Origin of the sequence: Virgibacillus sp. AGTR, from assembly GCF_016919725.2 — a bacterium.
GTDB lineage: Bacteria > Bacillota > Bacilli > Bacillales > Amphibacillaceae > Virgibacillus > Virgibacillus salarius.
The window spans coordinates 39,835-65,746 of record NZ_JAJERH010000007.1 but is presented as its reverse complement, the minus strand read 5'-3'; the positions used below and the strand labels follow the sequence as shown (position 1 = coordinate 65,746).

The window sequence follows — 25,912 nt, the reverse complement described above, 5'->3', positions numbered from 1 at the left end:
TCACAAACAAACGCTATATATTGTGTTAGGATGATAGAAGATTAACAAGATACATAAGTCTAAAGGAGAGGTTTATGCATGTTCCAAAATACGATTGATATTATCGACAAATTTACATTGCAACAAGAAAACAAGCAAACAGATTATCTTAGGCACGAAAACAGTAATTATGTTTATTCCTTACCACTTTTAAGGCATAATTTAACCAATCATGCGGAGGAAGAATTTCTTTTTAATCATATTCTCCCATTAAAAATAAAAGAGTTATATGATGAGGGAATTGTCTATGTACACGATAAACAGCTTGCACCATATTGTGTATCCATTAGCTGTAAGGATATTGCTACAAAAGGTATACCATCGCTGGCTAAAAATATGATCTCATCCAAACCAACTAAGCGGATGTCAACTTTATTACGACATTTTAGTAATGTTGTTACACTAGTATCACAGCAAGTCTCAGGTGCAGTTATGTTAGCACAACTATCAACCATTGCAGCTTCTTATTTGTTTGATGAGGAGCGCCGTAGTATTACGTATACAGATGAAGAACTCGTAGGGCTATTTCAAAGTCTTATCTGGGAACTAAATATGCCACTTAGATCTGGGGCACAAAGTAGTTTTTCTAATATTACATTAGAGTTTGGGAAACCTTCTGAAGAAATAAAAGAACAATATATCATTATCGGTGGTGAAGGACGAAATATCCAGTATAAGGATATACCAGCAACTTACTTTGATCGTATCAACCAAGCAATTATTAATGTAATGAAAAATGGAACAGGCAGTGATGGAATTCCTTTTACTTTCCCATTATTGACAGTCCAAATTGATGATCATTTTGATTACCAAAACCCATTATTTATCGAACTACTGGATAAAATGTATCATTGGGGTGGTGTATATTTTGAGAACTTTAAAACAAAGCCATTTAAGGATCCATATTACAAAGCATTAAATCCACTCATTCAAGCAAAGGATCCAGAAGTGAGTAGGAGTCTCTGTTGTAGGCTGCAAATCAACTTAGAGACACTATCGAAAGCCGGTGGTGGTGTTTTCGGATCATCAACAGGCTCCACAGGTGCTGTACAGGTGCTCAATTTAAACATGAACAGGGTGCTTTTGGAATTCGGACATGATATGAATCTCGTCAAAGTGAAGATACGTGAGTATATGGAAGTTATGCAGGAAGCCCACATGGAAAAGAGAAAGTGGATTGAACAAAACAAAGAATTATATCCGACTTTTTTCGCCTTTAATAAAAACTTGAAAAACTATTTTAATGTATTCGCCCTTACTGGTATGAATGAAGGTCTCATTAATTTAGGCTATAAGGATGGAATTAAAGATAAAAATGGTAAAATGATTGCTCACGAAATTATGCAATACATGACAGAGATTGTAAATGAATTTATTGTGAGAGATAACGTGGCATGTGGAATTGAGTATGCCCCTGCCGAAAATGCTGCCATTAAACTTGCACGCCATGACCTTAAATGGGCAAAAGCAAATAATCGTGAAATCTATGTACAAGGTGAAGGAGATAATCCTTACTTGACTAGCGGCTGTATGACTCCATTTTCTGAAGATGATTTCGCAGAACAATTAGAAAACAGTGCTGAATTCCAAGGCTATGCTACATCCGGCAGTGTATTACATCATTTTCTTGAAGTAAAAGTAAAACCAGAAGCCTTAGCCAAATACTTGGATAAAATTTTTGAAAAACCGATTAATTATATTACATTGACACCAACGATTACGTCTTGTATGAGTTGCGGTCAGAAAATCATTGCTGAAGATGCTAAGAACATTCATCGTTGTCCCGTCTGTGAATCAAAAGACATTGCAACTTTCAGCAGAGTTATTGGTTATTTGAAAATGATCTCCAGAAACAACGTCCATGTAGATGATAAGGGATATTATGAAGGGAGATATAACTTCTGGTCAAAAGCGAGAAGATACGATTGGGCGATGAGAAAACGATTAAAAGAAGCTGCGTTGAAGGAGGCTGTCCACCGTTAATTAGCGGTGATAACATCACAATGAAATTATACAATAACTTTATTCGCACATTTACTGACTTGCCTAATCATACCACATTATTGATTCATTCATTGTCAGGCTGTCCCCTTCATTGTTTGGGCTGTCATAATTATGAGGAAATCATCGCTAACACACCAAAAGAATATAAGACCACAAATGATTTATATGACTATTTGAAGAAAAGTGGCTTTTTATTCGATGCTATAATGTTCAGTGGAGGCGAATTTCTGATTAACCCATTAGATGAAGTGCGTGACCTATTGCAACAAGTGAGAGCACTTTTTGGTGGAAGAATAATTGTAACAACTAGCGGAATTTATTACCAAAAGGTTCGTGCATTATACGCGGAAAACCTTGTTGATGGCATCCATATCGATATGAAGCTGCCATATCATGTATTAGATATAGAAGAAGATGCACAAATATATAAAGATGTTATGGGAATCACACCAAGCAAAAAACTTGTTGATCAATTAATCGCAAGTGTTGACGCAGTAATTGAACATAACTCAATCTTAGACCAAGTTCGAACAGTGCAATATCCATTGCTAGATGAGGCATTTTTTACAGAGATAAAGCATTTTGTAGAGGAAAGAAAAGCATCTCATAGAAGCATTGTGCCTTATTTCCTAAATGAATTTGTTTACCCACGGAGCTAATACGAAACACATGGATCGGATACATAACTAAAATAGATAGCAAAAGCGGAACGATAAAATAGTAAAAAGAGCGCTTATCTTTTTCTATGTGCGATGTATCCGAATCACACCTTACAGGAAAAGCGCGAGCTGAAGATCCAGGAAAGCGTCTTTGCTTCAGAGTAATCTGAAGCCGGACGCAGCTCAACATGCGCTTATTTATCCACATCGGCAAATTTTTTAATTTCCTAGACTACCAAAAACCGAGAACGACAAAAGATATGTCATTCTCGGTTTTTGTGTCGTTTATATTCGCTTAAACAAGATATTATTCTCCAAATGAACATGCTGGAATGTATCATCTTCCAATTCAGCTAATCTAGCATAGGTAATTTGATACGTACCGCATGCATTCACAGGAGGTTGATATCCATCGGTAATGGCCCGCATTTCCTTCAAGTCTTCTCCAACAACGTCATGCTCTTTTTCTAATTTATGAATTGTCTCATAAATTTGCTGTAACAGCTTTTCATTCGGGTTTAATTCGTATTCCTTCAATAAAGGAAAAAGTTCATTCTCTTCTTTTAAAGTATGCTCCTCCATTTCTACTTTGAAATGATTGTATAATCGATGCAATTCTATTAAATGTGGTTGATCTGCTCCATGTCGACGAAAAACCTTTGTAACAAATTCCCCTAATGCAGGGAGTTCCTCTAACAAATAGGCATGATGTGTATGAACGATGTGATCTACTAGTTCTGATATAGAGAACGTACCCCAATCGACAGTAGAATCATTTGCCTGCCATCCTTGATAATTGGTATTTAATTCCTTTAAAATCGCATCTCCATCAAGATTGTTTTGAGCAAATGCTTCCTTAAGAGGGCGGTCTCCGTTACAGCAAAAGTCAATCTGATGCTCCTTAAACAAGTCACTGGCCTTCGAGAACATCTTTACAATATGAGCTGGTGTGTGATCTTTCGTAAATGTATTCATTATGATTACCTCCAATACCTAACTTATCTCCAATGTAAGCTATTTCCTTTCTAGAGTCAGTGATAGAAATCACTTTTACAAAAAAGCAAAATTATCACTTATTAACTATGATGATCTCTATATTTCGACTGATTGAATTCTGTCAGATCATTAAACATGCCTACATAATATTTAACATCACCAACATTATTCTTAACGGCACTTATATTGAGCCACTCCTTGTATATTTCTCCATTTTTTCGTTTGTTCCAAATTTCTCCTTCCCAGAATCCCTTTTGATGGATATGGACCCACATTTTCTTATAAAAGGCAGCATCCTGTTTTCCAGAATGTAGTATACTTGGTTTTTTGCCAATTACATTTTCTTTTGTAAAACCGGTAACACGAGTAAAAGCAGGATTCACGTTTTGGATAACACCATCCTTATTGGTTATAATAATTGCTTCTGCAGTACTTTCAATAATTTTCCGTTCAATATTCATCTGATCTTGGTAATATAAAAACAGGACGATCACTAAACATATGAATGCAAATTGAGATAAAGCCATAAAACCGATAGAATAATGGTCTGTTATCGTATAAACAGCTGTTAGTATGATTGGCGGAAAAAAGCCACCTAATCCCCCCATTGCAGAGACGATGCCATTTACAATACCTGCTTGTTTAGAGAAGTATAAAGGAACAAGTTTAAAGACGGTTCCATTCCCAATACCCACGCTCATAGCAACAGCAATAGACCCTATGGTGTACCAGCCAATTCCTGGGGAAAAGGACAATAAAATCCCCGAAAATGCGATACCGATAAAGGTAATCATTAACATAATATACGCATTGAATTTGTCTGCCAGCCAGCCGCCTAAAGGGCGAAAGAGCGTGGCTAACACAATGAATCCAGCCGTCCTCAAACCCGCATCTACTGTATCTAAATGATAATTATTCACTAAAAAGTTTGGAAGAAATACCGTAAAAGCGACAAAGGCACCGAATGTTACAAAATAAAACAGACTTAAAAACCAAAGTGTAGCATTACGATACACACCCTTTATTTGCTCAGACATCGAATTTTTGACCTTTGTTTCCTGTTTATCACCAAACAAAAAATTCAATCCAATAAAAAGGATTATTAAAAGGATATATAATCGAATAGTGCTTTGCCAGCCCAGAGACTGAGCGATAACAGGCGCTGCAAAAGTTGTAATGGCCGTACCTGCATTCCCAACCGCATAAATACCATTAATAAAACCATGTTTTTCTTTTGGATAATACTTAGGTAGCGATGTGACCCCAATAGAAAATGTAGCACCACTAACCCCGAGAAGTAATCCACCTATTAATAAATCTGTAAAGGAGCTTGCAATACTCAAATAATAGACAGGGAATAGTAGGATGATAAAGCTAACTATGAATACCCATCGTGCGCCAAATCGATTGGCATAAAATCCAATAGGAATACGTAATATAGACCCAAGAATCACAGGAATTGCAGTTACTAGTGAAGCCTGACCTGATGTTAAAACAATATCTTCCCGAATACTAGGCATTAAAGATGAGATTAAAACCCAGATCATAAATCCAACAATTAGGCTAGATGTTTGCATCGATAACTGTATACCAGGCTTTTTCATAGGAATAATTTCCCCTTTCTCCAAGTTGATCTCGACATCTTTACGATATCGATTTACTTGATGATTGGCTGTGAAAAACATCACAGATTTATCCTGTAGTAATTCACAGAGAAAGCAGTGACATACCATAAGTATAGAGTGATGTTTTTCACAACTTCGCATAATGCGCTATGATTAACTTAAATTACAGATACAAAAAGCACTTTATTATTGGTTTCACTCTTAGTACCTAAAGTGGAGACTTACTGCCAGTTATATGCGGGATAAAGTGAAACTTCAATCCGTCGGGGGTAACCAGTTCATGAATATAACAAAAGAAAAAATAAGAAAAACTGAGCAAAATTCGCTCAGTCCTTATCACTAAATGCTCAGATTTACGCTTCCTCTAGTAGCTATTATGGAATCACTCCGGCTGCCCACTTCCCTTTCCGTGGGGTTTGTCCTTCAGCTAACTTTTTTAGCAAAACCCGCTCAAAAAAGTGGATCTTCAGGTCAAACATTTCCCACAGGAGTTGAAGTAGCCGGCCTTCGCTATTATCAGGCTCTACAACGCTAGCATGAAGTAACACAGCTGTTTTTATACTTACGGATAACGATTTTCACTTTACCCATTGTAAAAAAAGTCAACCTATTACTTATGACAAGAATTGTTGCACATTCTCATAGCGGAGACTAATTACGTAGACTCCTGCGGGATTAGCGCGAGCCGAAAATCCACTTTGTAACGTGTTCTTCTTTGCAAAGTTAGTTGAGGCCGTGCCCGCCGAAAGCGAAGTAATTAGTCGGAGCATTGCCAATATACACAAACATTTCAAAATAACTACTTGGCTTAACGCAGTCATTGCACTGATTTTATACTTTCTTAACTTAGTACAAAAACAATTCAATTAGGCTATCAATTTAGTAAGGGGGTAAATTCCTTTTGCTTTTCATGAAATAGGAACTCTAACGCATTGTCTTTTTTAAAGATGGCAGGAGCCTCATTCATGGAACGAATTCTATGACACAAGCACAAAATTTCTATAAGAAACTAATCGTTTAGGAGGTTACATTAAATGGTTGAACGTCGAAAACCAATTAAAGTGAACGAAGCATTAAAACGTGTGATCAAATATGCTCCCCAGGGAAGTATCCATTACATCCCTATCCATCAAAGCTACGGACATTTCCTTGGAGACGATTTGGTAGCTGATCATCCCATCCCTCCTTTTGATCGCTCGCCCTATGATGGGTTTGCAGTTCGTTCTAAGGATACAGAAGCTGCTGCTAGTACCAATCCTCAAAACTATGAAGTTATTGCAGAGATTGGTGCCGGGAGCGTGTTTACTGGGAAGGTTGGCAAAATGCAAGCCGTACGAATCATGACAGGTGCGCAAGTCCCCAATGGTTGCGATGCCGTTATTATGTTTGAATCTGTAAAAGAGTATGAAGCTTGTGAAAAACGATACATCCAAATTAAACGAAGGCTACAACAAGGAGAGAATATTTCCTTTACCGGTGAGGATGCCAAATCTGGAGAGGTTCTAGCTAAAAAAGGCACCTATATCAGTCCAGGAATAGTTGCCTTATTAGCCACCTTCGGTTATAAGCATGTTCCCACAAGCAAAAAACCAACTGTCGGAATTATCGCAACTGGTAGTGAACTATTAGAGTTAGATGAAGAAATACAGCCAGGTAAAATTAGAAATAGTAATGCTTATATGGTTCAATCACAAGTAATACGTGCAGGAGGGGAACCCTATTATTTTGGTCAGTTCAGTGATCATTTCACAGCATGCTTTGAGCAAGTGAAACAGGCATTGGATCAGGTCGATATTTTAATAACTACCGGTGGTGTTTCAGTCGGAGATTACGATTATATGCAGGATATCTATAAAGAACTGGGAGCAGAAATTCTATTTAATAAAGTGGGAATGCGTCCTGGCAGTGTCACAACTGTTGCAAAAAAAACAGGCAAGCTGTTATTTGGTTTATCAGGGAATCCATCTGCCTGTTTTGTAGGTTTTGAACTTTTTACAAGGCCGGCAATTCGAAAATTTCTCCATGCTTTTCATCCACTTTTAAAAAAGGAAACGGCAATATTGGGTGCTGATTTCTCCAAACCAAATCCGTTTGACAGATTTGTCAGGGGCCGTCTAACTTTTCATCAAGGAAAGTTAGTCGCGACACCAATTGGGTTGGATAAATCCAACGTTGTCTCCTCGCTTGGGGCTGCCAATGTATTTATCGAATTTCCTGCTGGTACAAGGGGATACAAACAGGGTAGTGAAATTTCGGTAATTTTATTAGATGATATGTAAGTATTATTTTAATATTGTAGAATAACCAATTCAGGTCGATGCCTTAGTTAAAAGGAAAGCTGATGCAATAACAACATTTATTGGTACTGTCCGAGAATGGGCAGAGGGAACGTACCCTTTATTTGGAATATCAAGCTTACGGTTAGACAAATAACAATTACAGATTTTAAAGAAAAACTAAAGAACATGTATCCTCTCGGATTAGATCAAACAATGTAGCGATTAACGAAGGATATGCTAGAAACGAAGGCGTAGTAAAATCTGGGATACGGTTGCTTTCATCCCATCTGTAAGCAGTGGTTGAGGAGGATTCATATGAAAATTATTCAAGTTGTCGGATATAAAAACAGCGGAAAAACAACCCTTGTATCCAGAATGATTAAAACGTTCTCCAAACAAGGATTCCGAGTAGCCTCCTTAAAACATCACGGCCATGGTGGTTATCCATTGGGAATGGAGAACAAAGATAGTGAAAAACACGTAAAGGCAGGCGCAATTATCTCAGGAGTGGAAGGAGATGGTATGCTTCAATTATCTTATCAAAATCCTGTATATGTAGATCAAATAGTGAAAATCTATCAAATGATGGGGATAGAGCTGTTGATCATAGAAGGATACAAGCAAGCGAACTATAGCAAAATTGTCTTCATTAGGAGTGAACAAGACCTTCACCTCTTGGATCAAATGACAAACATTCAGGCAGTCATAACATCACTACCATTACAGCAACGCTCCGATCCGTATCCAATATTTAATCATATCGAGGCGTTCATGAGTTGGCTTCTTAATAACTTTGATTAAAGAATAGCACAGTGTGATCGCCAATACAGGCAATAGGCATGCCATTCTTCATCAGCCTGTACTAGCGTAATACTGTGCTATATAATTTTCCAGAAGCGACTCGGTGTTGTCCTCACTTACCATAAACATTAAAAACACTCATCTATTTAGTTAATGTTGCATATTTCAATCGGACAATCCTCACAGCCAATTTCATCTCTTAGGAACTGAATATCCTTTATGAGAATTTTTCCGCTACTATTAATGGATATGATGTCCATTTTCCTAAGTCTACTAAGCATCCGATTGACGCTTTCCCTACTTGCTGCGCAAAACAAAGCCATCTCTTGATTAGTAAAAGCCATGTCAATAAGAATACCATTAGAACAAGTTACACCATAGCTGTTTGATAAACGAATAAGCGTAGAGTATAATGCACCTTTTTTGCCATTCAAGAGCAGATCTCTAATTTTAGATTGGAATTTCCGCATATGGTTTCCCGACCACTTCATAAATTCAAGTGTTAAGGCAGCATTAGAGAGGAGTTCTTTTTCCAATCTATCCTTATTAATGATTACGACCTCACCAGACTCCACAACCTTCGCGCTGAGAAAGTACCTAGCATTCTCACTAAATAATGTAAGCTCGCCTACAATATCGTCATGATTACATATACGAAGAGATAATTCCTTGCCGTCTGCAGTAAGCTTATTAATTTGAATCAGACCAGACTTAATCAGGTAAATTTCATGAGCTTCCATTCCTTCATGAAAAAGATGGGAGTCCTTATACATTTTTTTCTTTGAACCAATTTCTTCTAGTAGGGCATACAGCTCATGGGATATACGCTCTCTACCATGAGGTGATTTTTCAAGCAAACTGGTTTGCATATATATCAGCCCCTTTCAATAGTATCAAAGGTTTTACATATATCATTTTATCATGAACATTTATGATGTAGAGACGTAATAATTTACAATATATTGAATGAACTCCGTTATCGTTTTATTGGGTTTAGGTGATAATGCAAAAGACGGAAAGTGTGGGACTAGCCAAATGGGCATTGCCAAGAAGTATATGACCAACTTCGTGGAACAACCTATTTGATTTTATGATGAATGCAATTAGCTAGTAGGAGGCTTTGGTTAAACCCCCACTGATTGCTAGTACCATAAGGATATGATCTAAGGCCTTTAAATCCATCGGACATTTACTGGCAATTTACCCTATTGCTTGAAATGAGGTCTTACTGCTAATTTATATGCGGGTTAAATAAACGCCTTACCCTTCCTTTATCCATATGTTCATCGAATAAACGTTGGATATACTCTGATAACACCCAAAAAATTTTATTTTGCTCATGATAGCAAATCCATTTTTTCACTAGAGCTGATTCGTTGCTCATGCTCCAATAGCCATTCCTTCCGCCATAAACCACCAGCATAGCCTGTTAGCTTCCCATTTGCTCCAATAATTCGATGACATGGGATGGCAATACTAATTTTATTTTTACCATTGGCACTTCCAACTGCGCGAACAGCCTTTTCTCTACCGATAGTCCGTGCAATATCACGATAACTAGCCGTCTTTGCATATGGAATGGTCGTCAATGCCTGCCATACCTCTCTTTGAAACGCTGTTCCGCTCACTTCATAAGGAAACGTGAATTCCAATCGTTTTCCAGCAAAGTACTCCTCTAGCTGCTGATAGCAAATTTCAATAGCTTGTGGCGTATCCGAAGTTCGAGCATATTCAACAATTTCACGATCAGCAAATAACACGGAATAAACAGTGTCTTTTGTTCCAGCAATCTCTATTACACCAATCGGTGATGGAAAATCAACTTTATACAGGTTCATCATATAAAGACCTCCAAAGATAGAAGGTAGCATAAGCCTGCCAGCCTTCCCAATTCGTTGCTATTACTTCAATTTCCTTTATTGATGGCTTTTTATCTAAGCCTAGCTGAATTTTTAGAGCATTGTGCAAGCCGACATCGGCGATTGGTAATGCATTGGCTCTCCGAAAACATTTCATCAACACATAGTCGGCTGTCCAATTCCCAATACCTCTAATCGCTACTAGCTCCTGCTTTATCGTATCGTAATCCTTTCCCTGTAAGTCATCCTTGGTTACATAACCATCACGTATTAACCTAGCAACTCCGATAACATATTCTGCCTTTCTAGTAGAAAATTGCAGGGCTCTTAGCTCTTTGACAGTTAGTATAGCAATCTTTTCTGGCTGTGGAAACAGCCAGAACGTTTTTCCCTTAAATGTCATATATTCCCCATACTTCTCTATAAATCGCCTTTTTAATTTGTAAGCAAAGGTTAAATTAATTTGCTGACCAATAATTGCCCAGGTTAATGCTTCAAAGAGATCGGGAATACCAATCATGCGTAAGCCCCGATACGTTAATGTAAGTCGGCTGAGCAACTGATCCTGTTCTGCAGCTTGATAAAACAATTCTACGTTCCTATCTAAATCAAACCATTCACAAATAAAGCGCACTACCTCTCGCTTTTCTTCGGTAGAAGGAACCTCTATTGGAAAATGGACGGCTAATACCTGATCATTATAAACAATGCGACATAGTATTATAGAATCGTTTATTTTTAACAGCTTATATACACCTTCCTCATGAATAACATGTACAATCTCTTGATCTGACCTGTTAAGGAATAGCAAACATTCATGAAAATTAAAATGTTCCGGAGGGGTTATTTCTATATATGTTTGGCAATCGCACCATTTCATTCTTATTGTTCCCCTCCTTGCTGAATTAGGCCGTCTCGATATTCACTAGGTGAACAATGCTGACGTTTACGAAAGACTTTATAAAAATTAGATGGACTATAAAACCCTACTCGATAACAAATTTCCAAATTCTTCAAATCAGTATTTTTTAATAAATACGCCGCCTTATCCATCCGAATTTTTTCTAAATACGTGCGAGGTGTTTCCGATGTTTCCTCTTTGAACACTCGTTCTAAATAAAAGGAGCTCATACCAATGTGATCAGCAATATCCTGCAAGACAATTCGTTGCCTATAATGCTGTAGCAAATACGAGATAACGCTCTGCACAAGTGCCACATGCGGGGAGTGCTCTACCTCTGGCTGACATCTTTTACATGGCCTATATCCCGCCGCTTCTACTTGATCCATTCGATCATAAAATTCTACATTACATTTTTTGGGCTTACGCGATCTACAAGATGGGCGACAATAAATCTTTGTGGTCTTGACAGCTGTGTAAAATTGTCCATCATATATTCGATCACAAGCGACGATCCGCTCCCACATTTCTTCAAAGGAAAGATCGATCATGGAAAGCTCACTCCCTTCACGTTTCTACCTTATTCCTAGTTTAACAAAAAATTCACTTGTTTATCGTCCTCAATCTTGCGGTTACCGTCTTTCGCAAATCTATTGAAACAAATCGGACATCATATTCGTAATAAAAGACAAGCAATTTTATTATTTCGATGATAGAAGGTGACAAACATATGTATGCAAACATGAAAGAACCTGATCAACACATTTCCAAAGACGCCATTCGCGTCTGGCGGATCTCTAATTGCATGATCCATATAAGCTTTATACTGATAGCAATAATCCTACTTATACTTGATAATTATTTTGACTGGTATAATTGGGTCACTTATGTCCTATGGATTGTTCTTACTTTAGATATTATCACTGCGATCTGGTCCATCTTTTTCGAGCCTGTATTGCTACAAAAATATTGGCGATACGGGGTAGACGAAGCGTATGTAAAATTACGGCACGGTAAATGGCACATTCATAATCAAGTGATTCCGATGACCAAAGTACAGTATGTCGGATTGGAACAAGGTCCATTATTACGAAAATACAATTTGTATACGATTTCTATTGGGACGATGGCGTCCACCCACCAGATTCCTGCACTATCCGAACAAGAGGCAACATCGCTAAGAAATCAAATTGCAACACTAGCGCGGATAAAGGAAGTGGAATACTAATGGATTTAAGCAAGCGAATGCATCCACTGATGATACCCGTTTCCTATATTAAATCTCTAAAGAATACATTCTTCATATTCTTTATTTTATTTATTATTAACTTATCCAATGATGCTATGTGGGTGAAAATAGGCAGAATTCTATTTATCGTTTATTTGGTTTACGCATTATTTTCTATTATTCTAAAATGGTGGAAAACAACCTATACGCTAAAAAAGGATGCTGTTGAAATAGAGGAAGGCGTATTTACCAAAAAACACCACACTATTCCATACCAACGTGTCCAAAATGTCCAATCACATACGCCATTTTATTTACGCATGTTTCAATTAACGTCCATAACGTTAGAAACTGGGGCTGAAAGTAATGATGCTTCATTTACATTTACCGCTCTAGCAATAAAAGAAGCACAACGTATGGAAGATACGTTGGATCAATTTAAACAACAAGATGCAGAAAAAGATTGTGTGAGAATAGAGTCCTCTGAGGACTTGGTTAATCATGAAAAAAGAACGATCCATTTTAATCCAAGCAAGAATGATATTTTGAAGGCCTCCGTGTTGTCCTTTAGTTATTTATTGCTTATTCCTTTACTCATTTCCGTCTTTCAGAATATCAATGAGGTTTACGATCTGACAGACTTCGCTGAGGGGACCTTCGACTTCCTCATCCATTCTTGGCTATTGTTAACAATCGTTATTATGTTGGTTATTCTTGCTGCTGTAGTCTTTGGATTAGTACGAACCTACCTTCAGTATGGAAAATATGAAATAGCTTCTGATGAAAACCGTATTTATATTAGAAAGGGCATACTCAATGAACAGCATTTTTCGATACGAAAACAAAACGTGCAAGCTGTCCATATCGAACAATCCTTATTTAAACGAATACTACATCTAGCAGAAGTTAAGCTCATTAGCGCAGGTGGAGTTGATTTTTCCGGGGATGAGGTTAATTCCTTGTATCCATTCTTGCCAACTAAACGAGCGATTACACTAATCGAAGAGCTGCTTCCTGATTTTGAAGTGAAAACAGAAATGGAACGTTTACCGAAGAAGTCACTTATCGTACGATTATGTCGCATTCCGTGGCTTTGGTTAATTGTTACAGCAATACTAATGATTTGGAAGCCTGAATGGTGGATTATTTCGCCGATTCTCTTTGTATTAACATATACTTCTCGTATATTAGATTTCTATTTTACACGCTTTTTGATTCATGAGGAATTTCTACAGATTCGTTCCGGTGGCTTTTCGTTAACTACTGTCATAACAACTCGTGAAAAAATTATCGAATTTGACTTATCTCAATCACTACTAAAAAAACGTTTAGGACTTGCCACCATTACAACAACAAACCGAGGGAAACCAATCCATGTGGAGACATTAGATGATCTATCCTATGATCAGGCAAAGGGAGCGTTTATTTGGTATACCGGACGTAAACCAGCATTAGATATGGAAGGTGACAGTTATGGAGAACAATAATGTTTTTATTTCCGATAACTTTTTATCATCCGGCTATACTACTATGAAGAATAAGCATAATGAGGAGATAGGCTATCTTGATTTAAAGACTGCTTTCTCGCTCTGGAGTTGCCGTATATGATGACAAGCAAGTCAAACAAGCCTCAGGAAAGCTTGCGTCCTTTTCTAATCAATGGACGGTATATGATCACAATGCGAAGTGCTTGGTGTAGTGAACTACTCCCACCACTTACCACCCTTACCGTTGGGATACGCCCTTCACACGCTAGAAGATGGAGACTTCTTTCGGAATTGTATTAAAAACAAGCTGGTTCTCATTCTCAAAAAAATATAGCTACAAAACTACTGGCAGGGGGACTTATATGATAACTTCTCCTACCTTCTCAAAAGCATTCACTGTTGTCGATACGAAGGGTAATGAAATTGCTATGTTTAAGCGAATGAATCATTTCTTTTCTTCCCCTGCTTATGAACTAGTTAAACACACGAACCATATAAGCATGGCAGAACTCGTCATTGTAGTCATGGGAGTGAATGCAATTGAAAAAAGGAAACAGTCAAGTTCCACAAACAGTGCGGGTGGAAGTATATAATGTATTTCCATCCATAAGAAGCTAAACCATGGAAAAGTTATAACCATCCATCCTATTGGTTAATAAAGTGAAGATTCAATCCGTAAGGGTTTTGTTGACCCCAACGGATTGTTTGTACCACAAGGGTATGACCTAAAGGCCTTTAAACCAATCGGATATTTACTGTCGATTCCCCACTTATCCATATTAGCTTCACTTGCATGAAGTGTGGTTCTTACTGCCAGTTATATGTGGGATAAATCCTTGTACAACAGACTTATCTAAACGGGCGGGTGTTATATCACCATTCGTTCAGGAGGGTATGTGCTACGACTATTTTACAACCTCAAAAAAATCAGTATAACTAGTAAGGTAGAAATCAGCTGAAATATATTGATTTTGGAAGCTGCATGTTTTTATTCCTAGTTTCTTTGCTGGGATCAGATCAATTTCGCGATCACCTACAGCTAAATCAAGCAGATATTTCTCATGTAAATAAACATATGAGGAAGTATTCGGCTTACGAGGAAAACCATCATCGATCGTCACCATATCCGTGAAATATGACGCTAAACCATGGTAGTTTAATACACGTAGCAAATTTTTACGATCCTTATGCGTCATAATGACATTGGTATCAGCAAATTGCAAGACATGTTCTAACCCCTTAAAAGGATTTACTTCTTCGGGCGAGATATGATCTATGAGACGTCTCACCTCTTCTTCTTGTTCTCTTGTCATCCTAAAATAGGTAATAGCATGACCAAATGAAATCTTTAATTGTTGATAAATTTCGTGTTCATCCGCTTTGTCCTGTAATACCTCCTTAAAACATTCCGTATAACGAGGGTATGTATCTATTAATGTACCATCAAAATCCCATAATATATTCAATTAAATCATTCCTTTGCTTCTTAATCGGCTGCTAAACGATGGCGACATTAATACCCTTTTTCCAGGTTAACAACATTCATATTTGGTAATTCTCCCTTGGCATAGCGCTGTAAGTTGGGCAAAAAAATATCATCGATGACGCGCTTAGCATAATGCTCAGTAGAACCAGCTGTATGTGGTGTTATAATGACGTTTTCCATATACCAAAGTGGGCTTTCTGATGGTAATGGCTCCGTTGTAAATACATCCAGCCCCGCTCCAGCAATTTGCTTTTGTTGCAGAGCATGGACAAGATCCTGCTCATTAATAATTGGACCACGTCCTATATTAATTAATATGGCGGTTTCCTTCATCTGTTGGAATTGCTGAGCTGCAAACATCTGCTGCGTCTCCTCGGTTAACGGTAAGGTTATTACGACAAAATCACATTGCGGCAGAACTTCAGCTAATTGATCAGCTCGATACATCTGCTCCACATCATCTGTCGGCTTTCCGGAATGTCGTACACCAAGCACACGCATCCCAAATGCCTTTGCAATTTTAGCTGTTTCTAAACCGATTGCTCCAACGCCGATGATTCCAATGGTCTTGCCATGAATCTCTTGGTTGAGGTGAGCATGATGCCATAGCTTTGCTTGCTGCTGACGAACATACGTATGAATTTTACGAGTAAGTCCAAGCATTAAAGCAAATATAGTCTCTGAAATTGGATAAGCATGCACACCATTCGCACTTGTTACTACAATATTCCTTTCTTTTAAAGTCGCAAGCGGAAGACTGTTCACCCCTGCACTCCATGTTTGTACCCATTGCAAATTCGTATTTTGCTCCAGTATGGTTGGGGCAATCGCTTTCTTCCAATGCAGAATCACTTCCGCCTCTGATAATTGCTCCAATACGTTCTCAGGATGTTTATCTGCCACTACCCTCCATTCTGGTATTATTTCTTTTATTGTGTTTATCTGTGTTTCGTCCAAATCAAGATTTATCACTAAGGTTCGCTTCTTCATCATTTCCTCCTATATGAAGTGGCTAGCCGGCCCCTCTAGTTTAAAGAAATAGTTACTTTAGTTCCGTTCTCTTACATAACCAGACTCTAATTCAGGCTCTTGTTGTATCGTAGACTTAGGAAAAATAAATGTCCACGGCATACTACATCTAGGCTCAAGCGTTAACCTTGCATCTGAAAAGGTATGGGTAGCAATTGCATAACCTTTTTCATCGTAGGTCAAACGCACACCATCCAATGTCAGAATATCGTCCGTTAGATTTTGAATGATTACTGTAATAAGAAGGTCATCACGGTGATTACGCGCTTGCCAAAATGGAATAAACCGTTCCGGATGATCTGCTTGATTTGCTTTTTCAAATGCTTTCAAGAGGTCCTGTCTATCCTGTGAATCAATTGTCTTGTCCCACGCCTTTTCAAAGACTAAACGTTGCATGTTAACCACCTCTTCCTTTCTTCCACTAGTATATCATTTACATGAAAATTACTCTTCCACTGGCTACTGTGTAATGCACTTTCCCATTATTTTTTAACTACAAAAACAAATACCTTGCATTACAAGGTAAATAATCATATATTTGCATTACCTTGTAATACAAGGTAAAGAAAGAGGTGTTACTCCATTGTCTACAACTCAAATGATGAAAGGTATTCTCGATGGTTGTCTGCTAGCAATTATTAAGGATACAGAGGTATATGGATATGAGCTAGCTGAAAAGCTTGAAGACTACGGCTTCCATTCATTTAGCGAAGGAACGATCTATCCATTACTTATGCGCATGCAAAAAGAAGAGCTAGTAACTTCAACCTTAAAAAAATCAACTGCTGGACCAAGAAGAAAATATTACTCACTGACAGAAAAAGGTGAAAGCGAATTACAACATTTTATGGAGCGGTGGCAAACGTTGCAAGCAAGCGTAAACCGTGTACTGAGCGATGAGACAAAATAAAGCTTATTTACATAAAGGGGATGTTGAAATGAATACAAATCGTATTGTACTTTCGAAAAAGAGTAAACGATTCTTAGAAGATTTACGCATCTATTTATTCTCAAGTGGAAAAAACGCAGATGAAATTGAGGATATCGTAGAGGAATTACAAGTGCACCTCATCGAGGCAGAGCGAGATGGCAAGTCAATTGATAACATTGTTGGGCAATCGCCTAAGGCATATATGGATCAAATCTCTGATGAAATGCTAACAGACTATCAGGAATGGTTTACGTATATTGTTATTATTGTTTTTGGCTCCTTTGGTTTTATTATCATGAATGACCTGTTTCAGGGGAGCGTGTCCTATTCTCTATTAGAAATCATTGGTTACTTAAGTATTGCTACTGTTTTTATCATTTGTGTATTTCAAGCATTTAAATATATTGCTGCACATAATCTTTCCAAAATAGTCGAATATGTCATTTTTTACGTACTTGGCCTATTGCCAATTAGTTTGTACATAGGTTTAATCTTTTTAAACGAAGTAATAGAAACACCCGTTATCCATCTAGAAATGCTTGGTATGATAATTACTGCAATCCTTACACTCGCCTTACTACTAGCTATTTCATATTGGGCAAAAACGTGGGCCATGTTGATTATTCTAGCATTACTAATCTTACCAGATACCGTTTTGCATTCCTTTCATATTTCTGAAACGCTTCACCTCCTTTTAGGAACATCCATCAGCTTCGTTGGTATTGCCATTTACCTTGTTATTCATAGCAAATTAAGCCGCGCTCATTCATAATGAGTACGGCTTTTTTCAGCAAATTTTGTAGCCTCGATAGAAACTACTCTACATACGCTTGCTAAAAACATTGGACACCCCTTCCTTTTCATATATTGAAATAAAGCAACATATAAACGGATGAGATAAAGCTTTTTATCTTATATTTCTGTATGTATCGAAACAATCTTGGTAAAACTATGAATATATGAGTACGGAACAATAGATGGGAGAATAAACTGTGGAAATCATTCAAATGTCTATGAAGCTAGCGATAGGTTTCTTATTTCTATTTGTCTTTATCAGCATATTAGGTAAAAAGTTAATCGATCAGTTTACACCCTTCCACTTTATTTCTGCAATCGTGCTAAGCGAGTTGTTGGGAAATGCAATTTATGAAGAAAGGGTCCCTATCTTGCATATCTTTGTAGCAATCCTTATTTGGGGAGGTTTACTATCTCTCCTTGATTACATCGGTCAAAAATCTCTATTTTTAAGAAAATTATTTGAAGGTAAGCCTTCCATGGTAATTCGAAATGGACAAGTTGACTATCAGCAGTTAAAAAAATGTCGAATGAATATAAACCAATTACAAAGTTTACTCCGTCAAAGTGAAATCTTCTCCATTCGGGAAGTATCATTTGCATTTATTGAACCAAATGGTTCTATTAGTGTATTAAAAAAAGCAAAATATCAAAAGACAACCTTACAAGATTTCAACCTCCCTGCTTTCACCATTTATCTGCCTATAACGTTAATTTCTGATGGGAAATTGATTAAAGAAAATCTAGAAGAGATAAACAAAGACATGCACTGGCTTAACGATCAATTATTAAGCAAAGGGATAGATAAATTTGAAAATGTTCTCTTTGCTGAATGGCTAGAAGACGATGGAATGATGATTATTCCATATAGATTAATGTAATTTCATAGTTAGTATTCTAATGGAGGTTAGTAAACATTATTCCATTTGCAATGTTCATATCGAGGTTGAAACAACATTAAAATGCCTTACTACCTTTAGAAGGTATAAATATTTAATATCGAACGCTTTTATTACACCTTCTTTAAGCACCTATCATCTTATTATTGACCTAATTAATTAAAAACTTATTAAAAAGTATAGTTGATAAGGCTAACTATCCTCTCCGCGATGTTTAGTCCAAAACCGCCGTTATTATTAGCCACCGTCACCATCTTTCATACTATTCAATCCTATTTCAACATAGTAAGTATGATAGAGTCCATGTTATAATCTATAATGGAAATTAAGCGATTATTATCAAATAAAGTGAAACTTCAATGCGTGGGGAGTTTTGTTTATCCCTCACCGATTGTTTGTACCACAGAAGTATGATCTAAAGGCCTTGGAACCAATCGGACATTTACGGGCAGTTGATCCATACTTATCCATTTTGGTTTCACTTTATTGCATAACCGGGGCTTACTACCAGTTATATGTGGGATAAATAGACAGATAGACAGCTAATGAATTGAAACAGCCAATAGAGATGGAGGATGGACATGTCAGACTTAGGGAGCTTTGTTGCACATTACGGTTATATAGGGATCTTTATTGTTCTTATCTTAGGTATTATTGGGTTACCAATACCTGATGAGTTTTTACTCACTTACGTTGGTTACAGCGTATTTGCAGGTCGTATGTCACTATCCTTATCACTTCTTGTAGCAATATTAGGGTCTGTCATAGGTATCTCGATTAGTTATTTTCTTGGGCAAAAACTAGGGCTACCGTTTATTAAACGATTTGGTCCTAAAGTACATATAACGGAAAAAAATATTACATGGGTGCAACATAGCTTTAGAAAATTTGGTGGATTTTTTCTTTTAACCGGCTATTTCATCCCTGGGGTTAGACATATTACCGCCTATATGGCAGGTATAACAAGCTACCGCTATTTATATTTTTCTATTTTTGCTTATATTGGTGCAATGATATGGGTATCGACATTTATTTTTTTAGGAATGATTTTAGGTAATAACTGGGAAGTTATCAAGCACGTCTTTCTTCATAGCACCAAAATATTCTGGATCATGCTTTTTATCATTATTCTTTATATTTATGGGAAAAGATGGGCGAAAAAAAGGGAGAAAGCTAGTTAGCAATAACCCCAAGACTTTCTCCATATTTTATTTCACGCCATGCTGATACATCTTCTGCAAACTGAAAGTTGTCGTTTTCTATTAATAATATGACGGTGGACCCAAATGAGAAATAAGCTAACTCTTCTCCCGGTTCTACTTGTTCATGTTGATTGGTAAGATGGATACTATTTACATTTAGAGCGCCAACCTTAACAACTGCAATATTTTTCTTGTTACTTTCTATTTCTGTAATGATGCGGTAATTTGTAGATAATGGGCGATTTCCATATTTTATACCAATCCTATTTACTGGATAGGATTTACCTCCAAGTGTCCAGTTCCCTTTAATATGCCCTTTGATTGGACTATGAATTCTGTGATAATGCTGCGGAGATAAATATAGAATGATATACTTTCCGTCCTTATATTGATTAGCTTTTTCTTTACTTCCCAGCATTTCTTCTAATAAAATCTGCCTATCTTTCACCTCATATGTTTCTGTCTCGCTTATCGAGCCAAACGCACGAATAACACCATCAACTGGGCTGACAAGAGCCCCTTCATGATTGTCGATTGGTCGACTTCCCGGCTTCAGTACTCTAGTAAAAAAATGATGAAGACTCTGGTATTCTGAAAGTGGAAGCTTGATCTCTGCTAGATTAATCCGATACACTTTTACAAACAAAGGAATTAGCATTCGACTAGATTTTGATGTTGTCACAGCTATTAGTAACTTAGATATATATCGATTTCCGGTTAGTTCTACAAGTAGCTTAAGTAGTGCCTTTAACAATGTGTGTCCCTCCAATACCATAAAGTGAAAACTTCCATCCGTAGGGTTTTCTTTATCCACCACGAATTGGTAGTTAAACCAATCGGACATTTACTGGCAGTTGATCCTCACTTACCCTTATTGTTTCACTTTATTGCTTGAAGTGCGGATCTTACTGCCAGTTATATGCGGGATAAAGCAACTTTGTAAATCTCTTTCGACAAAATATAGTATAATTTTCTTTAACAGCAAAGTAAATGGGGAACGCGTTGTATTCTGTTTTTAAATGAATTAATTTCAATTATTCGTGCACGAGCAATGACGCTCATTCCATACATACAAACGATAGGCGGTTATTCCTACGGTATAGCGCGTTCAGACAAGCCCCCGTAGAAGCAACGTGGAAACTCGCGAAGCCACACACAGAAAGTAATTGACTTGTAGTGGCCATCAACTATATTTTCACTAGTTACATACAGATTTTTAGATTCTACAAGACTAGTTACATGACGAAATTCACCCAACTATATTGATAGACTTATTAGGAGGACATCATGAATATAAGGAAACAAATACCAAATATCTTTACACTAGGAAATCTTTATTGCGGCTTTCTATCCATTGGTTATGCCGCTTCAGGTCAATATAAAAATGCTGCTGTTCTCGTTCTTATCGGCATGATGCTAGACAGCATGGATGGCCGGATCGCTAGAATGCTTCATGCTGAAAGTTCATTAGGTAAAGAATTAGACTCTTTAGCCGATATAGTAACTTTTGGTGTAGCTCCATGCTTTTTAGTATACTATACGGTATTTTTTAATAATGGCATGCTAGGATTTGCAGTTTCCGGATTATTTCCCTTATTCGGCGCATACCGATTAGCACGATTTAATATTACATCTGAGCAACAATCCATGAATCATTTCACTGGTGTACCAATCACCGCTGCTGGCGGCATATTAGCACTATTAACCTTGTTTAATAATGAAGTTCCTAGTATTGTAACAACGGTTGTCTTTACTGCTTTATGTTTTTTAATGATTAGTACGATTAAAATTCCAAGCTTTAAAAAAATTCCTTTACCTCGCTACGGAACTATTGTGACTGTCTTTTTAGGTGCATTATTAATTATAGTGAATATCGAGTCACATGGCCGATTTCCATATTTACTTTATGTAGCAACACCTATCTATTTAATTTATGTAGCTTATCGATTTGTCAAAGTAAGAGAAACAAGATAATACATGTAAAGATACTATGTATCTAGGACGCTACTATAAAGCTGTTATGGATTTAGGAAATGGGTTGTAAAGAATAATCAGACTAATTTAGGCAAAAGGGGAATGTCACCGGTCAACCTTCATCACTCATATGTTAGTAACGGTACATGAGTCTAGAGGGGAGGAAGAAAGATGTATTATCCAAATGATCACTATAAGAGTAAACGTCCCCATCCAGCCTATCCTTTTACACAAGCTCCATATTATAGCTATAGCGACATATACACCGCACCCCCATATAACCAAGATCGGCAGCAGCCAGTTAGAGGGCAGGCTACATGGACGGATGGAGGACAAATTACACAATGTGGTATTCCATGGTCAGATAATCTGTATATGACGGCGGCGGTAGGGGAAAACTCTCCTTACCAATGCGGACAAACGCTAAAAATAAGAAATCTATCCATACCTGGTCAACGAGAAATTCTAGTAACGGTCGTTGACCAGGTTCCAAACTATCCTCCAAATAGGATTAATCTTCATCGCAAAGCATTCGAAACATTAGGAGCAAATGTAAATATGGGTGTCATTCATATTGACATTATACCCTCTCCTGAATTAGATGAAGAAAAATGGGGGAAATATCTGTTGGAAATAACACAAACTGCTTACCCTAATTACCAAATAACAGAGTATAGTAAGGTAAGAAAAACAGAGGTTTCCGCAACACGAACAGAGGAAGTATATGAATATGTGTTACAAGCACCGCAGGATAAAATCACCGTTAGAGGGACCGTCGTTTATAATCCAAAAACAGATAAAGTGATATCGTTTGATATAAAAGAAATTTGATGAAATATGAACAGATACAGCTTCGGTATGATACCGAAGTTGTTTTTTAGGAAGAAAAAGGAAAAAACTAATGGAAGCATTGATGGATCTGGAATATTTCATATATGGTTACTCTTCATTTACTCTTCTTTTCTGGTAATTAAAGGTTGTACAAGCTTCATTTTGGAATAGAATAGTATTATAAGCTATTAAGAACTTCTCGATAGCTATACAACAAGCTTTTCATTAAATAATACCACCCAAAAATTGTAAACCGCATTTTTTAAATAGGGAGGGGAGCCACTTATGAACACCTTTTTTAGCTATATACTTCTTGGACTATCTTTATCTGCTCCAGTAGGTCCTATTAACGCTGCTCAATTAAATAAAGGAATACATCATGGCTTTCTTCATGCTTGGCTCGTCGGCTTGGGAGCAATGCTTGGTGACCTCCTATTTATGGTGCTTATCTATTTTGGTGTTGCCCAGTTTTTGACTACACCCTTGATGAAAACCTTTCTCTGGTTATTTGGCTTCTTCATTTTAATCTATACGGGTATTGAAAGTATTTTAAGTGCTAGAAAAGCTTTACGAGAAGATAAAGCGCTGGCTGCATCAACAAAAGGAAAATCATTTAGGACAGGCTTTTTTATGGCAATCTCTAATCCGCTAAATATCGTTTTTTGGTTGGGGATTTACGGAGCAGTATTAGCGAAGACTAGTGACCAATATAGCAATCAGCAGCTTCTCCTATTTAGTAGCGGCATATTTCTAGGAATCCTCATATGGGACGTGTTTATGGCTGGGCTAGCAAGTACGTTTCGTAAGTTTTTTCAATCAAAGACCCTTAATTACATATCGGTGATTGCCGGCATCATTCTAATTGGGTTTGGTTTATATTTCGGGTATCAAGCATATATTCTTTTAGCGAATTAGCATAGGCATGCACCCAATTTCTCCTTCGATAATACAGTATGGTAGAAGGAGGAAAAACAAATGGGATTACTTTATGATAAGCAGCAGCTAGATGAACAGCTGGAAATACTTCCGAAATGGCAACAGGAAGCCTTTCAATCCTTCTCTTCCATGATTGCTGATACAAACACCTATCCATGTGTCCCTGCACGTCAAGGGTTTCTAGCTAATCATTTACGATTTCTTTTTGCAGGTGATCCAAACAAAGAAAGTACTGTAAAGCAGCTTGCTGATGCTTTAAGAGAGTATAGCGATTGTTCACGAAATGCAGGAAACTATACATCGTTAGCCGTATTTTTTCAAACCTCTAAGGAAATTAGAAATCGTTACGCGGAAGCGGATTATCGAGAGCTGTTCTGGTCCATTTTAAATCATGTAACAGCATTTGATGAAGCAGCATGGCCCAAGGATATTCCGACAGATCCCGCTCATCATAAATGGGAATTTTGCTTTCATGGCGAGCCGTACTTTGCCTTTTGTGCTACACCAGCTCACCATCAAAGGAAAAGCCGCCACTTCCCCTTTTTCCTCATGGCTTTTCAGCCAAGATGGGTATTTGCAGAAATGAACGAGTCCACTGCTTTTGGACGTAAAATGAAAAGCATTATCCGCAAGCGACTCACAGACTATGACGGCATTCCTGGGCATCCTGATCTCAAATGGTATGGCCAAGAGGATAACCATGAGTGGAAGCAGTACTTTCTAAATGATGATGACACGAGCCCGAACAATTGTCCATTTCAACGTATGAAAAGCAAGCTTACAACGTTTTTTTAAATAAAGTGAACCTTCCATCCGTGGGGGGTTTTATTTTTCCCACGGATGGTTAGGTGAACCTAGAATGATTATGTTGATTCTCTTATGATTAGTTTAGTGGGAAGCTTCATAACTTCACGCTTCAGTTCAACACCCTCTTCAATATGTTTTAGTAATTCTAAAACAACCTGTTGACCTAGTTCTATTATTGGTATTTCGATAGTTGTAATTGTTGGAGTTGTAACCTCACAAATCAGCTGATTATCATAGCCAATAACAGCTAAGTCATCAGGGACTTTGTATCCGGATAAAATTGCTTTTTTAATAACACCTGCAGCAACCTGATCATTCCCTGTATACAAAGCTGTAGGTTTTTCTTTTACATTTATCAGCTCTTCAAAAATTCGTAAGCCATCTTCAATATTAAATGCCTTACCAAAAAACCATTCATCTACATACGGAAGATCATAATCGGATAAAGCTTTTAAATAGCCTGCTTTTCTTTCTTTTTGCGCTTGACTATAAGACAGATCATAGCAAAACCCAATTTTTCTATGTCCCTTTTTGATTAAATATTTAACTGCTTTATAGGAGGCATCAAATTCATCATACCCTATAATTGGGATTGGAGCTGAATCGTGATACTCATTACACAATAAAATTGGACCCTCTTTTAAATAAGGTTCAATAAGTCCCCATTTATTTTCTAAAGAACACAAAATTACCCCATCAATCTCTTTCTTTTTTAGTAAATCCAAGACTTTTAATTCTATTTTTTTGTTATAAAAAGTTTGAAAGATAAGAACTTTATAATTTTTCTCTAATGCATTAAAGGAGACAGCACCTTTGATTAATTGGGCAAAGAAGGGATGATCTATTCTCGGAATAGATATTGCAATAATATAGTTCTTTTTGGCCCGAAAATTACGAGCAAGACCACTTGGCGTATAATCAAGCTGATTTATTACATGTAATATCTGTTCACGCTTTTCCTTGGAAACATAAGGCTGATTATTCAGTACTCGTGATACCGTGGTTCTAGATACATTACACAATCTAGCTATTTCATTTATTGTAGCCATTATTTCCCTCCTTAAAAAAAGTTGTTGACATGATATCGATTCCATATATTAGGATAAATACGACTTAATCATATTATATAGGGAGGGAGCAGTTG

Annotated in this window: 27 protein-coding genes and 1 pseudogene; 16 read left to right on the top strand and 12 right to left on the bottom strand. The window is 37.2% G+C overall.

Going from position 1 to position 25,912, the window contains the following annotated elements:
* Positions 1 to 78: 78 nt before the first annotated feature.
* Both nrdD and JUJ52_RS05290 read left to right on the top strand, forming a co-directional pair.
* Positions 79 to 2,022 (top strand): anaerobic ribonucleoside-triphosphate reductase, encoded by a 1,944-nt coding sequence (gene nrdD, locus JUJ52_RS05295; protein ID WP_121604117.1) that lies wholly within the window; start codon positions 79 to 81, stop codon positions 2,020 to 2,022.
* A gap of 20 nt (positions 2,023 to 2,042) precedes the next feature.
* On the top strand, positions 2,043 to 2,702 hold the full coding sequence (locus tag JUJ52_RS05290; protein WP_026682335.1) for a 4Fe-4S cluster-binding domain-containing protein: 660 nt from the start codon (positions 2,043 to 2,045) through the stop codon (positions 2,700 to 2,702).
* A gap of 285 nt (positions 2,703 to 2,987) precedes the next feature.
* Here JUJ52_RS05290 and ric read toward each other — a convergent pair whose 3' ends face one another.
* From ric to JUJ52_RS05275, 3 genes are all read right to left on the bottom strand, one after another.
* A complete protein-coding gene (gene ric / locus JUJ52_RS05285) occupies positions 2,988 to 3,677 on the bottom strand; it encodes an iron-sulfur cluster repair di-iron protein (RefSeq protein WP_205389272.1) in 690 nt (229 codons plus the stop codon).
* Positions 3,678 to 3,778: 101 nt separating this feature from the next.
* Positions 3,779 to 5,302, bottom strand: a complete 1,524-nt coding sequence (locus JUJ52_RS05280; protein ID WP_121605809.1) for a nitrate/nitrite transporter — start codon at positions 5,300 to 5,302, stop codon at positions 3,779 to 3,781.
* A gap of 395 nt (positions 5,303 to 5,697) precedes the next feature.
* Positions 5,698 to 5,871, bottom strand: coding sequence for a hypothetical protein (locus JUJ52_RS05275; protein ID WP_205389274.1), 174 nt, complete (start codon positions 5,869 to 5,871; stop codon positions 5,698 to 5,700).
* A 486-nt stretch (positions 5,872 to 6,357) separates the two neighbouring features.
* On the opposite strand from JUJ52_RS05275, the gene JUJ52_RS05270 reads away from it, so the two are divergent.
* From JUJ52_RS05270 to mobB, 3 genes and pseudogenes are all read left to right on the top strand, one after another.
* A complete protein-coding gene (locus JUJ52_RS05270) occupies positions 6,358 to 7,602 on the top strand; it encodes a molybdopterin molybdotransferase MoeA (protein WP_205389276.1) in 1,245 nt (414 codons plus the stop codon).
* A 28-nt stretch (positions 7,603 to 7,630) separates the two neighbouring features.
* Positions 7,631 to 7,742: pseudogene (locus JUJ52_RS23510) on the top strand (molybdenum cofactor biosynthesis protein MoaE); the annotation flags it as partial.
* Positions 7,743 to 7,917: 175 nt separating this feature from the next.
* Positions 7,918 to 8,403: a molybdopterin-guanine dinucleotide biosynthesis protein B gene (gene mobB / locus JUJ52_RS05260; protein WP_205389278.1), complete on the top strand. Its 486-nt coding sequence runs from the start codon at positions 7,918 to 7,920 to the stop codon at positions 8,401 to 8,403.
* A gap of 146 nt (positions 8,404 to 8,549) precedes the next feature.
* Here mobB and JUJ52_RS05255 read toward each other — a convergent pair whose 3' ends face one another.
* The 4 genes from JUJ52_RS05255 to JUJ52_RS05240 form a co-directional block, all read right to left on the bottom strand.
* Complete coding sequence (locus JUJ52_RS05255) at positions 8,550 to 9,272, bottom strand: Crp/Fnr family transcriptional regulator (protein WP_121604121.1); 723 nt, start codon at positions 9,270 to 9,272, stop codon at positions 8,550 to 8,552.
* Between the two features lie 468 nt (positions 9,273 to 9,740).
* Positions 9,741 to 10,244, bottom strand: coding sequence for a methylated-DNA--[protein]-cysteine S-methyltransferase (locus tag JUJ52_RS05250; RefSeq protein ID WP_205389280.1), 504 nt, complete (start codon positions 10,242 to 10,244; stop codon positions 9,741 to 9,743).
* Positions 10,228 to 11,142 carry a DNA-3-methyladenine glycosylase family protein gene (locus tag JUJ52_RS05245; protein WP_205389281.1) on the bottom strand — a complete coding sequence of 305 codons (915 nt, stop codon included), beginning with the start codon at positions 11,140 to 11,142 and terminating at the stop codon, positions 10,228 to 10,230. Before JUJ52_RS05245 ends, JUJ52_RS05250 begins: the two co-directional genes overlap by 17 nt.
* 2 nt (positions 11,143 to 11,144) lie before the next feature.
* Positions 11,145 to 11,714 (bottom strand): bifunctional transcriptional activator/DNA repair enzyme AdaA, encoded by a 570-nt coding sequence (locus JUJ52_RS05240; protein ID WP_226983577.1) that lies wholly within the window; start codon positions 11,712 to 11,714, stop codon positions 11,145 to 11,147.
* A 179-nt stretch (positions 11,715 to 11,893) separates the two neighbouring features.
* On the opposite strand from JUJ52_RS05240, the gene JUJ52_RS05235 reads away from it, so the two are divergent.
* The 3 genes from JUJ52_RS05235 (at position 11,894) to JUJ52_RS05225 (ending at position 14,471) form a co-directional block, all read left to right on the top strand.
* On the top strand, positions 11,894 to 12,391 hold the full coding sequence (locus JUJ52_RS05235) for a PH domain-containing protein (protein WP_121604123.1): 498 nt from the start codon (positions 11,894 to 11,896) through the stop codon (positions 12,389 to 12,391).
* Positions 12,391 to 13,878 (top strand): PH domain-containing protein, encoded by a 1,488-nt coding sequence (locus JUJ52_RS05230; RefSeq protein ID WP_121604124.1) that lies wholly within the window; start codon positions 12,391 to 12,393, stop codon positions 13,876 to 13,878. The genes JUJ52_RS05235 and JUJ52_RS05230 overlap by 1 nt, the downstream gene beginning before the upstream one ends.
* Before the next feature lie 362 nt (positions 13,879 to 14,240).
* Complete coding sequence (locus JUJ52_RS05225; RefSeq protein WP_205389282.1) at positions 14,241 to 14,471, top strand: hypothetical protein; 231 nt, start codon at positions 14,241 to 14,243, stop codon at positions 14,469 to 14,471.
* Positions 14,472 to 14,783: 312 nt separating this feature from the next.
* Here the strand turns inward: JUJ52_RS05225 and JUJ52_RS05220 are convergent, their stop codons facing one another.
* The 3 genes from JUJ52_RS05220 to JUJ52_RS05210 are packed head-to-tail and all read right to left on the bottom strand — an operon-like array spanning position 14,784 to position 16,789.
* On the bottom strand, positions 14,784 to 15,344 hold the full coding sequence (locus JUJ52_RS05220) for an HAD hydrolase-like protein (protein WP_205389283.1): 561 nt from the start codon (positions 15,342 to 15,344) through the stop codon (positions 14,784 to 14,786).
* A 47-nt stretch (positions 15,345 to 15,391) separates the two neighbouring features.
* Positions 15,392 to 16,354 (bottom strand): D-2-hydroxyacid dehydrogenase, encoded by a 963-nt coding sequence (locus JUJ52_RS05215; RefSeq protein ID WP_205389284.1) that lies wholly within the window; start codon positions 16,352 to 16,354, stop codon positions 15,392 to 15,394.
* A gap of 57 nt (positions 16,355 to 16,411) precedes the next feature.
* Complete coding sequence (locus tag JUJ52_RS05210) at positions 16,412 to 16,789, bottom strand: SLAP domain-containing protein (RefSeq protein WP_121604127.1); 378 nt, start codon at positions 16,787 to 16,789, stop codon at positions 16,412 to 16,414.
* 202 nt (positions 16,790 to 16,991) lie between these two features.
* Here JUJ52_RS05210 and JUJ52_RS05205 point away from each other — a divergent pair, with 202 nt between their 5' ends.
* From JUJ52_RS05205 to JUJ52_RS05190, 4 genes are all read left to right on the top strand, one after another.
* Complete coding sequence (locus JUJ52_RS05205) at positions 16,992 to 17,303, top strand: PadR family transcriptional regulator (RefSeq protein ID WP_205389712.1); 312 nt, start codon at positions 16,992 to 16,994, stop codon at positions 17,301 to 17,303.
* A gap of 28 nt (positions 17,304 to 17,331) precedes the next feature.
* A complete protein-coding gene (locus tag JUJ52_RS05200; protein WP_121604128.1) occupies positions 17,332 to 18,096 on the top strand; it encodes an HAAS domain-containing protein in 765 nt (254 codons plus the stop codon).
* Positions 18,097 to 18,316: 220 nt separating this feature from the next.
* Positions 18,317 to 19,000 (top strand): YetF domain-containing protein, encoded by a 684-nt coding sequence (locus JUJ52_RS05195; RefSeq protein ID WP_228088844.1) that lies wholly within the window; start codon positions 18,317 to 18,319, stop codon positions 18,998 to 19,000.
* A 599-nt stretch (positions 19,001 to 19,599) separates the two neighbouring features.
* Positions 19,600 to 20,199 (top strand): DedA family protein, encoded by a 600-nt coding sequence (locus tag JUJ52_RS05190; protein ID WP_308036003.1) that lies wholly within the window; start codon positions 19,600 to 19,602, stop codon positions 20,197 to 20,199.
* Here the strand turns inward: JUJ52_RS05190 and JUJ52_RS05185 are convergent.
* Positions 20,192 to 20,974, bottom strand: a complete 783-nt coding sequence (locus JUJ52_RS05185) for a phosphatidylserine decarboxylase (RefSeq protein ID WP_205389713.1) — start codon at positions 20,972 to 20,974, stop codon at positions 20,192 to 20,194. The two genes, JUJ52_RS05190 and JUJ52_RS05185, sit on opposite strands and share 8 nt — an antisense overlap.
* A gap of 533 nt (positions 20,975 to 21,507) precedes the next feature.
* Here JUJ52_RS05185 and pssA point away from each other — a divergent pair.
* The 4 genes from pssA to JUJ52_RS05165 all read left to right on the top strand — a co-directional run bounded on the left by pssA (position 21,508) and on the right by JUJ52_RS05165 (position 24,756).
* Entirely contained in the window at positions 21,508 to 22,194 is a 687-nt protein-coding gene (gene pssA / locus JUJ52_RS05180; RefSeq protein WP_026682349.1) for a CDP-diacylglycerol--serine O-phosphatidyltransferase, read from the top strand.
* Positions 22,195 to 22,365: 171 nt separating this feature from the next.
* A complete protein-coding gene (locus JUJ52_RS05175) occupies positions 22,366 to 23,025 on the top strand; it encodes a DUF3889 domain-containing protein (RefSeq protein WP_205389285.1) in 660 nt (219 codons plus the stop codon).
* A 285-nt stretch (positions 23,026 to 23,310) separates the two neighbouring features.
* Positions 23,311 to 23,940: a LysE family translocator gene (locus JUJ52_RS05170; RefSeq protein WP_166529979.1), complete on the top strand. Its 630-nt coding sequence runs from the start codon at positions 23,311 to 23,313 to the stop codon at positions 23,938 to 23,940.
* Positions 23,941 to 24,000: 60 nt separating this feature from the next.
* The gene (locus JUJ52_RS05165) at positions 24,001 to 24,756 is read left to right on the top strand and encodes a YqcI/YcgG family protein (RefSeq protein ID WP_026682352.1); all 756 of its coding nucleotides are present in this window, start codon (positions 24,001 to 24,003) and stop codon (positions 24,754 to 24,756) included.
* Between the two features lie 68 nt (positions 24,757 to 24,824).
* On the opposite strand, the gene JUJ52_RS05160 is transcribed toward JUJ52_RS05165, so the two are convergent.
* A complete protein-coding gene (locus tag JUJ52_RS05160) occupies positions 24,825 to 25,817 on the bottom strand; it encodes a LacI family DNA-binding transcriptional regulator (protein WP_166529977.1) in 993 nt (330 codons plus the stop codon).
* Between the last annotated feature and the right edge of the window lie 95 nt (positions 25,818 to 25,912).